General features: G+C 57.3%; 11 protein-coding genes. 2 read left to right on the top strand and 9 right to left on the bottom strand.

All coding sequences use genetic code 11. The features are described from left to right. Positions 1-1,000: 1,000 nt before the first annotated feature. From O3648_RS04505 to O3648_RS04475, 7 genes are all read right to left on the bottom strand, one after another. Complete coding sequence (locus O3648_RS04505) at positions 1,001-2,713, bottom strand: formate--tetrahydrofolate ligase (protein ID WP_279754127.1); 1,713 nt, start codon at positions 2,711-2,713, stop codon at positions 1,001-1,003. A 230-nt stretch (positions 2,714-2,943) separates the two neighbouring features. Beyond that, on the bottom strand, positions 2,944-3,987 hold the full coding sequence (locus tag O3648_RS04500; protein WP_279740073.1) for a zinc-dependent alcohol dehydrogenase family protein: 1,044 nt from the start codon (positions 3,985-3,987) through the stop codon (positions 2,944-2,946). A gap of 330 nt (positions 3,988-4,317) precedes the next feature. Next, positions 4,318-5,295: a class 1b ribonucleoside-diphosphate reductase subunit beta gene (gene nrdF, locus O3648_RS04495; protein ID WP_049352870.1), complete on the bottom strand. Its 978-nt coding sequence runs from the start codon at positions 5,293-5,295 to the stop codon at positions 4,318-4,320. 147 nt (positions 5,296-5,442) lie between these two features. Continuing rightward, entirely contained in the window at positions 5,443-7,623 is a 2,181-nt protein-coding gene (nrdE, locus tag O3648_RS04490; RefSeq protein WP_279740076.1) for a class 1b ribonucleoside-diphosphate reductase subunit alpha, read from the bottom strand. After that, on the bottom strand, positions 7,596-8,123 hold the full coding sequence (gene nrdI / locus O3648_RS04485; RefSeq protein WP_279754130.1) for a class Ib ribonucleoside-diphosphate reductase assembly flavoprotein NrdI: 528 nt from the start codon (positions 8,121-8,123) through the stop codon (positions 7,596-7,598). The genes nrdE and nrdI overlap by 28 nt, the downstream gene beginning before the upstream one ends. A gap of 74 nt (positions 8,124-8,197) precedes the next feature. Beyond that, the gene (gene nrdH / locus O3648_RS04480) at positions 8,198-8,422 is read right to left on the bottom strand and encodes a glutaredoxin-like protein NrdH (protein ID WP_005505794.1); all 225 of its coding nucleotides are present in this window, start codon (positions 8,420-8,422) and stop codon (positions 8,198-8,200) included. A 774-nt stretch (positions 8,423-9,196) separates the two neighbouring features. Further along, positions 9,197-10,306, bottom strand: a complete 1,110-nt coding sequence (locus O3648_RS04475) for an App1 family protein (protein WP_371568718.1) — start codon at positions 10,304-10,306, stop codon at positions 9,197-9,199. A 177-nt stretch (positions 10,307-10,483) separates the two neighbouring features. Here O3648_RS04475 and O3648_RS04470 point away from each other — a divergent pair, with 177 nt between their 5' ends. Next, positions 10,484-11,548 (top strand): polysaccharide deacetylase family protein, encoded by a 1,065-nt coding sequence (locus O3648_RS04470; RefSeq protein WP_279740087.1) that lies wholly within the window; start codon positions 10,484-10,486, stop codon positions 11,546-11,548. 165 nt (positions 11,549-11,713) lie between these two features. After that, positions 11,714-12,427: a DsbA family protein gene (locus O3648_RS04465; RefSeq protein ID WP_371568715.1), complete on the top strand. Its 714-nt coding sequence runs from the start codon at positions 11,714-11,716 to the stop codon at positions 12,425-12,427. A 193-nt stretch (positions 12,428-12,620) separates the two neighbouring features. Here the strand turns inward: O3648_RS04465 and O3648_RS04460 are convergent, their stop codons facing one another. Beyond that, complete coding sequence (locus O3648_RS04460) at positions 12,621-12,893, bottom strand: hypothetical protein (RefSeq protein ID WP_371568713.1); 273 nt, start codon at positions 12,891-12,893, stop codon at positions 12,621-12,623. 45 nt (positions 12,894-12,938) lie between these two features. Beyond that, positions 12,939-13,904, bottom strand: a complete 966-nt coding sequence (locus tag O3648_RS04455; RefSeq protein WP_280927027.1) for a polysaccharide deacetylase family protein — start codon at positions 13,902-13,904, stop codon at positions 12,939-12,941. Between the last annotated feature and the right edge of the window lie 99 nt (positions 13,905-14,003).

The raw sequence follows: 14,003 nt of genomic DNA, 5'->3' as shown, positions 1-14,003 counted from the left end.
TGAGCGCATTCGGCATTGACTGTGCGGGATGCACAGGGAACAGATACTGGAGCACGCTCGGAACAAGCTCTAGCCAGGTCCCGTCTATCTGAGACTCCAGTGAAATTCCAAAGTTAAACAGAGAAGCGACTGCGCATCGATACACAGTCGCTTCTCATGACACCCAGGGGTATCTATCACTCACTCAAACACAAGCAACCCGAGGACTTTGGAAATCTCACGATTACTTGATGACTTAATGGTAGCAAACTTTTTGGGATTGTTTTGCCACTCGATTTGGCGCGGGGAGCCGGTTTTGGCGACTTGAGTCTCAATATAATCGTTCTGTAATAAAAATAGGTATTTTTTGGCTATCCATACGTACCAATTTCATTTTACGGGTTTTGGCGTGACTTATTTCACCTAAAATAGGTTTAATATTTCCCCCATTTGGCGCTTCTGCACACCTTTGACCCAAGCTTCACACTTAGTAATTTTGAAGGCTCAATCCCCGGTTTTAGCCCGGTATTCCGCGGAAGTAGAGCTTTTATAACAAAACGATAACAGCAGCCCTACCTTCAGGTTCACTGGGCACACCCACTGAAACTCCATTCAAAGAGCAAAACACCTAGTCAAAAATATATTTTCACAAAATACAAGATAGTGTGTCACTAAAAATCAACCTCTATAGATTGTTGATAAAACTTGACACTCAAGCAAGCATAGAGCCCAATTATTAACCCATACGTACCATTTACAGTCTCCGCAGAGGCCTCATTCGAGTCTCCATGAAAGGTTACAATCCCCTTCCACTAGGGGTTTTAGATTCCTTCAGTACCACACCGTTCAACACCGAAAACGCCAATACGCTCCCCCTTTCACCGGCAACCACCCTGGGTGTTCACCCCATTTGCCGGTACCGGGCACGGTAAACTGCCGGGCACAGCAAAGCGGCGCCTCTCCCCCGCTGTGGGGAAGGAGCGCCGCCTCCACTAGCTATAGATTAGCTAACACAGTCGCCTTAGGACAGGCCGACCATCACGCCGTTCTCATCGAAGCCGATGCGCTCAGCTGCGGGGCTCTTGCTCAGGCCCGGCATAGTGCGCATGGTGCCGCAGATAGCGTAGACGTAGCCAGCACCAGCAGCCAGGCGAACCTCACGCACGGGGAGGGTCCAGCCGGTCGGCGCACCCTTCAGAGTTGCATCCGACGAGATGGACAGGTGAGTCTTAGCAATAACCACCGGCAGGTGCGAGTAGCCCAGCTCAGCGAAACGCTTCAGCTGCTTAGCGGCAGCGGGAGCAATAGAGATGCCGTCCGCACCGTAGACCTTGGTGGCAACCTTCTCAATCTTGGTCTCGATGGAGTCCTCAAGATCGTAGGTGTACTTCAGGTCCGAAACGTCGTCACATGCCTCAGCAACCACGTTGGCCAGGTCGGTGGTGCCCTTACCGCCCTCAGCCACACCACGGTGGATAGCGACGCGAGCGCCAGCTTCCTCAGCGATACGGCGGATGGTCTCGTGCTCGGACTCAAAGTCGGTCGGGAAGGCGTTGATTGCCACAACCGGCTGAACACCGAAGTTGCGCACAATCTCGATGTGCTTCTTCAGGTTCTCTGCGCCCTTCTCCACGTCGGAGGGGCTTTCCTGCAACATACCTTCGGGCAGAGGCTTGCCCGGAACAATCTTGTACAGGCCGGAGTGGGACTTCAGGGAGCGCACGGTGACAACGAGCACTGCTGCGTCCGGCTTCAGGCCGGAGACGCGGCACTTGACGTTGAAGAAACGCTCCGCACCCATGTCTGCGCCGAAGCCAGCCTCGGTAATCACGTAGTCGGAGTACTCCAGACCAACATAGTCTGCGACCACGGAGGAGTTACCGGTTGCAATGTTGCCGAAGGGACCGGCGTGAATCAGAGCGGGGGTGTGCTCCAGGGTCTGCAGCAGGTTCGGGTTGATAGCGTCTGCCAGGATGACGGACATTGCGCCGTCAGCCTTCAGATCGGCTGCGGTGACGGGCTCGCCGTCGTAGTTCAGGCCGATAACGATCTTTGCCAAGCGCTCGCGCAGGTCCTTGAAGGAGGTTGCCAGCGAGAGAATCACCATGATTTCGGAGGCGCTGGTGATGTCAAAACCGGTCTCGCGGACCACGCCGTCCATGCGTTCGCCCAGGCCCACGACGATGTTGCGCAGGGAGCGGTCGTTCATGTCGATAACGCGGCGCCACTCGATTGCACGCGGGTCGATGCGCAGCTCGTTGCCGTGGTGCAGGTGGTTGTCAATCATGGCGGCAAGCAGGTTGTGTGCTGCGGTGACGGCGTGGAAGTCGCCGGTCAGGTGTAGGTTCAGCTTCTCCATGGGAACGATCTGGGAGTAGCCGCCACCTGCTGCGCCGCCCTTGATGCCGAAGGTCGGGCCCATTGCGGGCTGACGCAGAGCGAGGACTGCCTTGCGGCCGGTCTGGGCGAAGCCCTGTGCGAGGGAGACGGAGGTTGCGGTCTTACCTTCACCGAGGGGGGTGGGGGTTACTGCGGTAACCACGATGTACTTGGAGCCGCGCTTGCGGGCGGTCTCTGCGTTGGTGGTTTCGTCGAGGAGGACCTTAGCGACGTACTTGCCGTAGGGTTCAAGGCGATCTTCGCTGATGCCGTTGTCCGCTGCGATCTTATTGATAGGCCAAAGATCGGCGGCAAGTGCGATTTCGAGGTCGGAAGGGAAAGGCTTCTTCGTCATTGTCATCCTTCGAGTTGTACGAATCATGCTCTTTTATTCTATGCCTTGGCTCACTCATTTGTCCCTCACCTCGCCGGAAGGTGGCGAATAAACTCAATTTTTAATGCACTAATCCCCGCAACCGGGGCCCTACTCTCACGTGGAACGAGCAGGGTCAGTGCGGGGATCAGTAGCTCTTACATGCCGGTTGCCGGTGCAAGAAAGCACAAGAACCGGCAATACGATCGGCTTTACGGCATAGTCAGCAGAACCTTGGTGGCGGTACGCTGGTCCATTGCCTCGTAACCCTTAGCTGCCTCGTCAATAGGCAGAACCAGGTCAAATACCTTACCGGGCTCAATTTCACCCTTGTAAATCAGGTCGATGAGGGTCGGCAGGTACTTGCGCACGGGGGCGGGGCCTCCCTCCAGGTGAACCTGCTTGCCGAAGAGCTTATCGGTGCCGATGGAGCTGTCGTGCGGCACACCTACGAAGCCGATGTAACCGCCGTGGCGTACACAGCCGAGTGCCTGGTCGAAAGACTGCTGGGAGCCAACAGCTTCCGCGACGCCGTGCGCGCCCACGCCGTCGGTGAGCTCCAGAACCTTGGCGATACCCTCTTCGCCGCGCTCTTCCACGATGTGGGTTGCGCCGAATGCCTTAGCGAGCGCCTGACGTTCCGGGTTGCGGGACATGATGATGATCTTCTCTGCGCCGAGCTGCTTAGCGCCGATGACTGCGCTCAGGCCGACTGCACCGTCGCCAACAACGACGATGGTCTTGCCGGGGCCTGCCTGCGCTGCGTCTGCTGCGTACCAGCCGGTGCCGAGCACGTCGGATGCCGCCATCAGGTGCGGGATCTGCTCTGCGGTGGGTGCGGCGGGGGTCTTGACGAGGGTGCCGTCTGCGAAGGGTACGCGGGCGTATTCTGCCTGGGTGCCGTTGGAGCGTGCGCCAATGAAGGCATCGCCTGCTGCGATTGCCTTGAGGCAGCGGGAGGGATAGCCTGCGGTGCAGGTTTCGCACTCACCGCAGGAGATGCAGAAGGAGCCTACGACGAAGTCGCCGGGGGCTACGGTGTTGACTTCGGAGCCGATTTCTACGACCTCGCCGATGTATTCGTGACCCATTGCGCTGTGGTCAACGGGCTGTGCGCCGCGGTAGGGCCACAGGTCGGAGCCGCAGATACAGGATGCTGCGAGTTTGATGATGGCGTCGGTGGGTTCGAGCAGGGTCGGCTTCTCAACTTCGTTGACGACAACCTTGCCGGGGGCTTCCATAACAACTGAACGCATGATGTTCCTTTCAAATCTGCGTTGATAGTTAGTCGTATCAGAGTACGCCCCGCACCCCGATATATCAATAATTTTTTATGCTACGGGGTGAAGGTAAAAATTCCGGCAACCGGAACCGGCAAAACCGATCTCACTCCCCTGCTTCTCCGCCGCTTCCGTGCCAGGTTAAACCGGGGAATCCTGGGCATCCCGGCACGCTAAATAGCCCGGTTAAACGGCGGAACCCCCGCGCATCCACGGTGGATACGCGGGGGTTCCGCTCGGTTTATTCTCAGCCTATATCTGAAGGCGAGAAAGGGCTTAGAAGTCTCAGACTTAGAAATTTCAGCCTTAGAAGTCCCAGTCCTCGTCCTCGGTGTTCACAGCCTTACCAATCACGTAGGAAGAGCCGGAACCGGAGAAGAAGTCGTGGTTCTCATCAGCATTCGGGGACAGCGCCGACAGGATCGCCGGGGACACGTTCGTCACGGACGCCGGGAACATCGGCTCGTAGCCCAGGTTCATCAGAGCCTTGTTAGCGTTGTAGTGCAGGAACTTCTTCACGTCCTCACTCCAACCCACACCGTCATACAGGGAGTGGGTGTACGCCACCTCGTTCTCGTACAGTTCGTACAGCAGGTTGAAGGTGTACTCCTTCAGCTCTGCCTGACGCTCCGCGGACTCCTTCGCCAGGCCGCGCTGGAACTTGTAGCCAATGTAGTAGCCGTGCACTGCCTCGTCACGAATAATCAGACGAATCAGGTCAGCGGTGTTGGTCAGCTTCGCGTGCGAAGACCAGTACATCGGCAGGTAGAAGCCCGAGTAGAACAGGAAGGACTCCAGCAGAGTGGAGGCAACCTTCTTCTTCAGCGGGTCGTCACCGGTGTAGTAGGACAGAACAATCTTCGCCTTCTTCTGCAGGTGCTCATTCTCAGAAGCCCAGCGGAACGCCTCGTCAATCTCCTTAGTGGAGGCGAGGGTCGAGAAGATCGAGGAGTACGACTTTGCGTGCACGGACTCCATGAACGCAATGTTGGTGTACACGGCTTCTTCGTGCGCGGTCACAGCGTCCGGCAGCAGGGACACTGCACCGACAGTACCCTGGATGGTGTCCAGCAGGGTCAGACCGGTGAAGACGCGCATGGTCAGCTGCTTCTCTTCCTCAGTCAGAGTCTTCCAGGAGGGTACGTCGTTGCTCAGCGGCACCTTTTCCGGCAGCCAGAAGTTACCGGTCAGACGATCCCAAACCTCAAGGTCCTTCTCGTCCTCAATACGGTTCCAGTTGATAGCCTCAACCACGTGGTCGACGAGCTTCACCTTTTCGCTCATTAGTAATTCTCCGATTCTTAAGGGGCGATTACGGTCCCACGCGCGCTCAGCCAGTCGCGCAAGCGGTTTGCGTGTTCACCGTAACCGCCCCTTCCAGTCTTTAGTTATAGTGTGCCAGCTCAGGCTGAATGCGTCACAGCATTCAGGCTAAAGCATGCAGGATACGCAGCCTTCAACCTCAGTACCCTCAAGAGCCATCTGACGCAGACGGATGTAGTAGATGGTCTTGATGCCCTTACGCCACGCGTAAATCTGGGCGCGGTTAATATCGCGGGTGGTTGCGGTATCGCGGAAGAAGAGAGTCAGCGACAGGCCCTGGTCCACGTGCTGGGTTGCCACAGCGTAGGTGTCGATGATTTTCTCGTAACCAATTTCGTAGGAGTCCTGGTAGTATTCCAGGTTCTCGTTGGTCATGTAGGGCGCCGGGTAGTAGACTCGGCCGAGCTTGCCTTCCTTACGGATCTCAATCTTCGAAGCGATCGGGTGAATCGAAGAGGTCGAGCCGTTGATGTAGGAGATGGAGCCAGTCGGCGGAACAGCCTGCAGGTTCTGGTTGTACATGCCGTACTGTGCCACGTCAGCAGCCAGCTGAATCCACTCTTCACGGGTGGGGATGTGGTGCTTAGCGAACAGTTCGCGGGTACGCTCGGTCTGCGGTGCCCATTCCTTCTCAATGTACTTGGCGAAGAACTCACCGGATGCATACTTCGAGTTCTCGAAGCCCTCGAAACGCTGACCGCGTTCCTTAGCAATCTGCATGGAGGCGCGGATTGCGTGGTAGGCGACGGTGTAGAAGTACATGTTGGTGAAGTCTAGTGCTTCTTCGGAACCGTAGTAGACGTGCTCGCGTGCCAGGTAGCCGTGCAGGTTCATCTGGCCCAGACCCACGGCGTGGCTCATGTTGTTGCCGCGCTCGATGGAGGGTACGGAGCGGATGTCTGACTGGTCGGAGACGGAGGTCAGCGAACGAATTGCGGTTTCCACGGTCTTGCCGAAATCTTCTCCGTCCATGGTCAGTGCAATGTTCAGCGAACCGAGGTTGCAGGAGATGTCCTTACCGACGGTCTCGTAGCCGAGGTCAGCATGGTAGGTGGACGGCTCAGAAACCTGCAGGATCTCGGAGCACAGGTTGGACATGATGACCTTACCGGCGATGGGGTTCGCGCGGTTGACGGTGTCTTCGAACATCACGTAGGGGTAGCCGGACTCGAACTGAATCTCTGCGATGGTCTGGAAGAACTCGCGTGCGTTGATCTTGGTCTTGGTGATGCGTGCATCATCGACCATCTCGTAGTACTTCTCGGAAACGTTGATGTCGGAGAAGGGCACACCGTAGATGCGTTCCACATCGTACGGGGAGAAGAGGTACATGTCCTCGTTCTTCTTAGCCAGCTCGAAGGTGATGTCGGGGATGACAACGCCCAGGGAGAGGGTCTTGATGCGGATCTTCTCGTCAGCGTTCTCACGCTTGGTGTCCAGGAAGGCGTAGATGTCGGGGTGGTGTGCGTGCAGGTACACGGCACCGGCACCCTGACGTGCACCGAGCTGGTTTGCGTAGGAGAAGGCGTCTTCCAGCAGCTTCATGACGGGGATAACGCCCGAGGACTGGTTCTCAATCTTCTTAATGGGCGCACCAGACTCGCGCAGGTTGGTCAGAGCGAATGCCACACCGCCGCCGCGCTTGGAGAGCTGCAGTGCAGAGTTAATGGAGCGGCCGATGGACTCCATGTTGTCTTCCATGCGCAGCAGGAAGCAGGAGACGAGCTCGCCGCGCTGCTTCTTACCTGCGTTGAGGAAGGTCGGAGTTGCCGGCTGGAAACGGCCGGAGATAATCTCGTCGACAATGTCTTCGGCGAGCTTCTCGTTGCCTTCTGCCAACAGCAGTGCGACCATGCAGACGCGATCTTCAAAACGCTCCAGGTAACGCTGACCGTCGAAGGTCTTGAGCGCGTAGGAGGTGTAGAACTTGAAGGCACCCAGGAAGGTCGGGAAGCGGAATTTCACGGCATAGGCGCGCTTGAACAGGTTCTTAATGAACTGGAAGTTGTACTTGTCGAAGAGTTCCGGCTCGTAGTACTGGTTCTCGATCAGGTACTCAATCTTCTCTTCCAGGTCGTGGAAGAAGACGGTGTTGTTGTTGACATGCTGCAGGAAGTACTGACGTGCAGCCTGGCGGTCGGCATCGAACTGAATCTGGCCGTCCTCATCGTAGAGGTTCAGCAGTGCGTTCAGCTCGTGGTAGCTCATACCCTTGAACTTCTCGGGTACGCTCTTGCCGCTGTGGCTCGCACCGAGAGTTTCTAGTGCTGAGGGCAGTTTTGCGTCCAAAATGCTTCCAATCCTTCGTTGACTTTTTCTACATCTGAATCGGTGCCCATGAGCTCAAATTTGAAGAGCACGGGCACATCGCACTTCTTGGCGACAATGTCTGCCGCAATACCGAAGAGCGGACCAAAGTTGGTGTTGCCGGAGCCAATCACACCGAGCATGTGGTTGCGATTCTGCTCCATGTTCAGGAATTTAACCACCTGCGGGGGAACGTTACCGGCGCCTTCAGGCTTGCCGTAGGTGGGGACTATGAGCACGAACGGCTCATCAAGAATGAGGGTGTCCTCGCCGGTGCGTAGCGGCAGGCGGAGGCTGCGGGCACGAATCTTCTCCACGAACTTATGGGTGTTACCCGAGATGGAGGAGAAGTACACGATGAGCGGCGCTGAGTTGTCCAGGACCTCGGTCGCTCGACCCTCGGAAGCATTGCGTGCATCCATAAGAATTTGGCGGATTTCTGCGTGCTCATCGACGGGGTTGGGCGTGAGGATGGTACTCAACGTGTACTCCTTATCTCGTGTGCCGGTGTGAGTTCCGTGCCAATTTTTCCGTTTGTACGGGTTCGGCAGGGTTGTTAGGCTGCCAGAGCGTTGATCTTGTCGGGCTGGAAGCCGGACCAGTGCTCGTCACCTGCAATGACAACGGGTGCCTGCATGTAGCCGAGGGACTTGACCATTTCGAGGGCCTGAGCGTCTTCGGTGATATCAACCTTGGTGTAGCTGATACCCTTCGCGTCGAGGGCGCGGTAGGTCATGTTGCACTGGACGCACTGGGGCTTGGTGTACACGGTCACTACCATGGGAATGCCTCTTACTTTCTCCCGCTCAGGCGGGCTTATCTCGTGAATGAATCGGGTGTGTTTCGTTTATGGCTCACCATGTGTTGTTTACGGCAGGTGCGGTGCCGTCCGCTGCCCCCTTCTAGTGAGGTGTGGCGGTTTCCCGCGCTAGGGCAGTGCCCATAAAAGTACCGTAGTGGTGGAACCGAGTATTAATACTACATCTAGTGTCGAGATTTTTCTTCGCCACAAGATGATGTGGTGCAAGGGTCGTGTTTCGTTCGATAAACCCACAGCTGAACCCACTTAAGAGGGGGTGCCTACAGCTTATCCACACCTTCCCATAGGACTGGTTCGCCGGATTTTCGCGGAGTACGCCGGGTTATCCACAGGTGGGGTTTAAGTTGGTCAGGATTTTTAAGGGTTCATTCGCCCGCCAAGTTGAGGTTCAGGTAACCTCATGTATGCTTTCGGGGGCATAAAACCCGACAGATCCGGGCTTGATTTTAAAGAGATCTTAACTCTCACGCGTTCTTGCGCGGAACAGCGGGGTTTTAAAGCAGAACGGACTTTCTTAAAGACGAGGGTTGACCCCCTTCGAGCGGGTTTAAGCTATGTGATTAAAGCTGTAGAAAAGATTTTTAACTCTTTTCTAGTAACCGGTGTGTCGTGGGTTTAAGTTGTTTAATTCCGCTGAAACAGTAAAACCCACCGCAGATACCGCTATTTCACGGTACTCACAGTGGGTTTACAAGCCATAGGCACAGATTTTAGCAACCGGTGAGCAGTGGCCGGCTAGAAATCGATCAGACCCAGCTCACGCAGCTTCTTACTCAGCGTTATGCCGTCAGTGGCTTCAATCCACAGCGGCGAGCGCATCATCTGTTCGGCACGATAGTCACTCCACACGCGACCGGAGGCGAGCATGCTCTCCCCCACCGTCAGATTGCGGATGACGATTGCCGCCACGTTGTCCGGGTAGCGTACCGCGAAGCCGTTGTAGATGTACGGGTCACGCTGCCCGTCGTCACCGACGAGGATCCACTTCATCTGCGGGAATTCCTCGGCGAGGCGGCGTAGGGACTCAACCTTGTGATTGGTGCCGGAGCGGAACCAACGGTCGGGGGTGGGGCCCCAGTCGGTGAGCAGGAACGTGCCGCGCGGGTAGCCGTTTCGGCCGAGGAAGCGCCGCAGGGTCGGGGTGATGTTCCAGGCGCCGGTGGACAGGTACATGAACGGCGCATCCGGGTGGCTGCGGCGGATACGGTCGGTCATGACCGCCATGCCGGGGGTGGGGATGCGTGCGTGCTCGTCGAGGATGAAGGAGTTCCAGGCGGCAACCATGGGGCGCGGCAGCATGGTGACCATGACGGTGTCATCGACGTCCATGATGACGCCGAGCTTCTGGCTTTCGGGAACGATGTAGACGCTGGTTGCTACAGCACGAGAGCCGGGCACGTACATGATGACTTCGTGTATGCCGGGTTCGAGGTCGATGCTAAGTTTGACGTCAAGCACGCCGCCGTGGTCGGTGTACGCCTCATACTTGGTGCCGTCAATGACGATGGTGACGGGTGCATCGGACATTGCGGTTGCAGTGAAGGAGCGCCAGCCGCGCATAGGGTTGGCGGTGTCTTGGGTGCCTTCTACAACCTGCAGGAGGCGTTCGAGGTTGACCGTCTTGTAGACTGCGCGGGCGATGACGCGGACCCAGCCGGGGCTGCCGTCGGAGGCGGTGCGACCGTAGCCTTCGGTGGGCACGAGGATAGGCTCACGGCCAGCGGCGATAGCGTGCTTTTCGCGCCACCTGTGCAGCCGGTCAGCAACACGGTAGCCGATGTTGACTGCCTCGTCGGCAGCATCGTTCACAAGGTTGCGCAATTCGTGAGTGCCCAAATTCTCCATCCCACTAGTGTAGCGGAGCGTTACCGGCTTGAGGCTTCTTAATTTTGTGTTCTTATACCTAGTTTTATACCTATTAATACTGTGGTGCTGAACGTGCGGTGTGATGTGCACATTATTTAGGGGTGTATTCGCTGTTCAGCTTCGTTCCTTGCAGGTGGGGGCGTTATCCTGGAGAGTATGACCCACTCACAGCCTAACCGCCGACTTTTTGTGCTCGGCACTGCTATGCTTCCGCTGCTTGCTGCCTGCTCGAAGAAGTCAAATGACTACGACGGCACCAGCGGCAATTTCACTCCGTATCAGGCTGGCGGCGAGACCACTGCTGCTACTCGCCCCGCAGCCACGAATTCACCGACCGTTGCTGCTGCTGGCAACCCGGTTGATAAGCCGCGCGAATGGCCCGGCATTGGCAATTCCCTCATTGGTGACGGCAAGTATATTGCGTGGACTGTTGATGACGGCGCGAGCCCGGAGGCGATTCGCGGCTACGCTGAGTTTTCGAAGCGTACGAATACGCGCCTGACATTCTTCATTAACGCTTCGTACACCGGTTTTAAGGAGCATGTGTCATTGCTGCGTCCACTGGTTCAGAGCGGCCAGATTCAGGTTGCGAACCACACCTACAGCCACGCCGACCTGACCACCCTGGACGCTGAGGGTGTGAAAGAAGAGCTGCAGCGTAACGAAGACGAAATTATGAGCATGTTCGGTGTCTCGTCAAAGCCGTACTTCCGCCCGCCCTACGGCCGCTACAACGATGCGGTGCTGAAGGCTGCAGGCGAGATTGGCTTTACCCGCCCGGTCATGTGGAACGGCACTACCGGCGATGAGGCGAAGACGAGCGCCCGCGTGATTTACACGCGCTGCATCCGCTACATGCTGCCGCAGCAGATTGTGCTGGGTCACTTGAACTACGAGACGATCATCCCGATTCTCGATAAGGTGAAGGGCCTACTCGATGACCGCGGTCTGACTGCGGTGACGATTCACGACTACTACGGTGACGCATCCGAGGAAGAGATTAAGGCGGCAGCGCCCGAACCGACTCCTACCCCGGAGGAGAACACCCCGGCACCCGAGCAGACCGCTGAGGCACCGGAAACCCCTACCCAGAAGTCTACCGTTGAGGCTCCGACTCAGGCACCAACCACCCGCTATGAGGATGAGGTAGCGGCAAACCAGCAGGCTACGACTGCACCTGTGGCTACTGCCACTACCGCTCCGGCGGCTTCCCGTCGATAGGCTCGCGTATATCGTGTGTGCTAAGCCCCCTTGGCTCCGGTTCCCATGCGGAGCGGCACGAGGGGGCTTTGCCATGCCCGGCAGGAATAAACGTGGCAGCCGGGGTGTTAGGTGGTCGTACAGTTACGGCAGTTGCCGTGTCCTAGTGTGAGAGGAATAGATACTATGCGTATTGATATTTGGTCCGATATTGTGTGCCCCTTCTGCTACGTGGGCAAGCGTAACCTGGAGCAGGCGCTCGCCGAGTTTGAGCACCGTGACGAGGTTGAGGTGGTGTGGCATAGTTTTGAGCTGGACCCGTCGGCTACGGAGCATCCTGCCGGTTCGTTGCCTGAGCTGATTGCCGGTAAGTATCAGATGCCGTTGGAGCAGGCGATTGCGAGCCAGGAGTCGTTGGCGGAGCGTGCCCGCGAGGTGGGTTTGGATTTCAATTGGCGTCAGGCACGCTACGGTAACACGTTTGATGCGCACCGTGTGATTCATTATGCGGCGGAGCAGGGTTTGGCGTCGGCGGCGGAGGAGGCGTTTAAGAAGGCATACTTCACGGAGGGCCGTTCGGTGCAGGATCACGAGTCGATTCTGGATATTGCTTCTGAGATTGGCCTGGATACTGCCGAGGTTGAGGCGGTGTTGAAGAGCGACCGTTACGCGGCGGATGTGCGTGCCGACGAGCAGTTGGCGCGCCAGCTGGGTATTAACGGCGTGCCGTTCTTCTTGATTGAGTCGAAGTGGGCGGTCAGTGGTGCGCAGCCTGCGGAGGCGCTGGTGCAGGCGCTGCGTCAGGTGTGGGAGCAGACCCATCAGGTTGAGTTGTTGAACCCGCTGACGGGTGCCTCGGAGGCGGGTCCGTCCTGCGATATGAACGGCAACTGCTCCTAGCGGCGGCTCTGGGCAATGGTTCTGGCTAGTGCTGCCCGCTAGAGCTATCCCGGTCGGGGCGCTACTCCCCTAGCGTCCCTGGCTGGTGCCCCCAGATATAGCGAAGCCCCCTCGTACTATTTCTAGTACGAGGGGGCTTCAGCATGTCAGCATAGAATCCGCACAGGGTAAGAACCTGCGGGTAGCAGGGGGGTTAGCGCGGCTGGTAGGCGCGGGCACGCTCAGCACGAGCACGGCGCGCCTCCGCATCCTGCAGGACCGGCACCAGCATACGCACCAGCTGGCCCATGCCGCGCACCACCAAATTCAGCCACAAACCAACAGACCACACCGCCGCCACACGCGGATGCCCCGTGCGCATCCACCGCACACCCAGAAAAGACAGCGAATAATACAGCAGAAGCAGCAGCGGCTCACGGAAACGGTACACCTGTCGAAGGATAGGATTCTGAGGAAGCTTCATCATGCCTCCCAGTATACCCACCACAACCCCCGCCAGGACTCCTCCGCACTACCCGTAATAATCACGAATCGTCACCGTCGTCAAACCGCGCCGATCTAACAACTCCCGAATACGGTCCAACTCAGACACCACACCCCGATAATTCAAATGCCCAATCACAATATGCTGAGCCAAAGCGTACTTCTCCGCGTAGGCATACACCTCAGCCGAAGAAATATTAGACGAATCCGCCAACGACCCGTACCACAGAACCGGGCGCGTAAAACCACACGAGGCCGCAGCCGCCAACACGCGCGCATCATAATACCCGTACGGCGGGCGGAAATACGGCTTCGAAGACACCCCAAAAAGCCGCATAATCTCCTCATCATTACGGGTCAGCTCACGCACAATCTGCTCATCCGTCAAACTCGTCAACGCCGGATGACTATACGTATGGTTTGCAATCTGCAACTGCCCACTCTTCACCAGCGGCAACAACAGGTCACGATGCTGCTTGAATGCCGGATACTGACAGTTCACAAAAAACGTCAGACGTGTACCGGTACGGCGGGCAAACTCCGCGTAGGCGCGCACCACCTCCGGGTCGGCACCGTCATCAACCGTCCACGCAATATACTTACCCTCACCGGGAAGGCCGGTCTGCGGGCCAGTCCAGGTGCGCGCTACGGGAACCGGGTTTGACGAGGCAGCAGTCGCAGAAGCGGTCTTAGACACCGCGGCGGTTGGCAAAGGAGTCGCAGAAGCATTACCCGACGCGCTACCCGAGGCAGAACCACCAGCCGACGCCCCGTGGGCATCTTTCGCCGCGGGCGGGGTGCAGCCGCTCAGTCCAAGACCCAGCAGACCAAAACCCGCAGTACCCAGACTATAGGTACCAATATGCTGTAAAAGTTCCCGTCGACCGATGGAGGCGCGGGCAGAGGCGCCCGATATCATGTGATCAGTCGCGGGGTTGGCGATAGCAGATTGACGAGGAGTGATAGGTGTTTCTGGGTGTGGAACAGTGTTCATATTATGAGTGTATAGCGGGGCATGCCCTGAGCTATCGAAAAATTCAAAATATTACATTATGAACAATAAAGCCCCTTCCCGCAATGCGTTCCCTTCAGA

Origin of the sequence: Rothia sp. 27098_8_161, from assembly GCF_041432905.1 — a bacterium.
In the GTDB taxonomy this organism is placed as follows: Bacteria; Actinomycetota; Actinomycetes; order Actinomycetales; family Micrococcaceae; genus Rothia.
This window is presented reverse-complemented; position numbering and strand designations above follow the sequence as displayed.

Excerpts from the sequence above, each read along its gene's own strand:
- O3648_RS04505 (WP_279754127.1), bottom strand. The coding sequence starts at position 2,713 with ATGACGAAGAAGCCTTTCCCTTCCGACCTCGAAATCGCACTTGCCGCC.
- O3648_RS04500 (WP_279740073.1), bottom strand. The coding sequence starts at position 3,987 with ATGCGTTCAGTTGTTATGGAAGCCCCCGGCAAGGTTGTCGTCAACGAA.
- nrdF (WP_049352870.1), bottom strand. The coding sequence starts at position 5,295 with ATGAGCGAAAAGGTGAAGCTCGTCGACCACGTGGTTGAGGCTATCAAC.
- nrdH (WP_005505794.1), bottom strand. The coding sequence starts at position 8,422 with ATGGTAGTGACCGTGTACACCAAGCCCCAGTGCGTCCAGTGCAACATG.
- O3648_RS04475 (WP_371568718.1), bottom strand. The coding sequence starts at position 10,306 with ATGGAGAATTTGGGCACTCACGAATTGCGCAACCTTGTGAACGATGCT.
- O3648_RS04470 (WP_279740087.1), top strand. The coding sequence starts at position 10,484 with ATGACCCACTCACAGCCTAACCGCCGACTTTTTGTGCTCGGCACTGCT.
- O3648_RS04465 (WP_371568715.1), top strand. The coding sequence starts at position 11,714 with ATGCGTATTGATATTTGGTCCGATATTGTGTGCCCCTTCTGCTACGTG.
- O3648_RS04460 (WP_371568713.1), bottom strand. The coding sequence starts at position 12,893 with ATGATGAAGCTTCCTCAGAATCCTATCCTTCGACAGGTGTACCGTTTC.
- O3648_RS04455 (WP_280927027.1), bottom strand. The coding sequence starts at position 13,904 with ATGAACACTGTTCCACACCCAGAAACACCTATCACTCCTCGTCAATCT.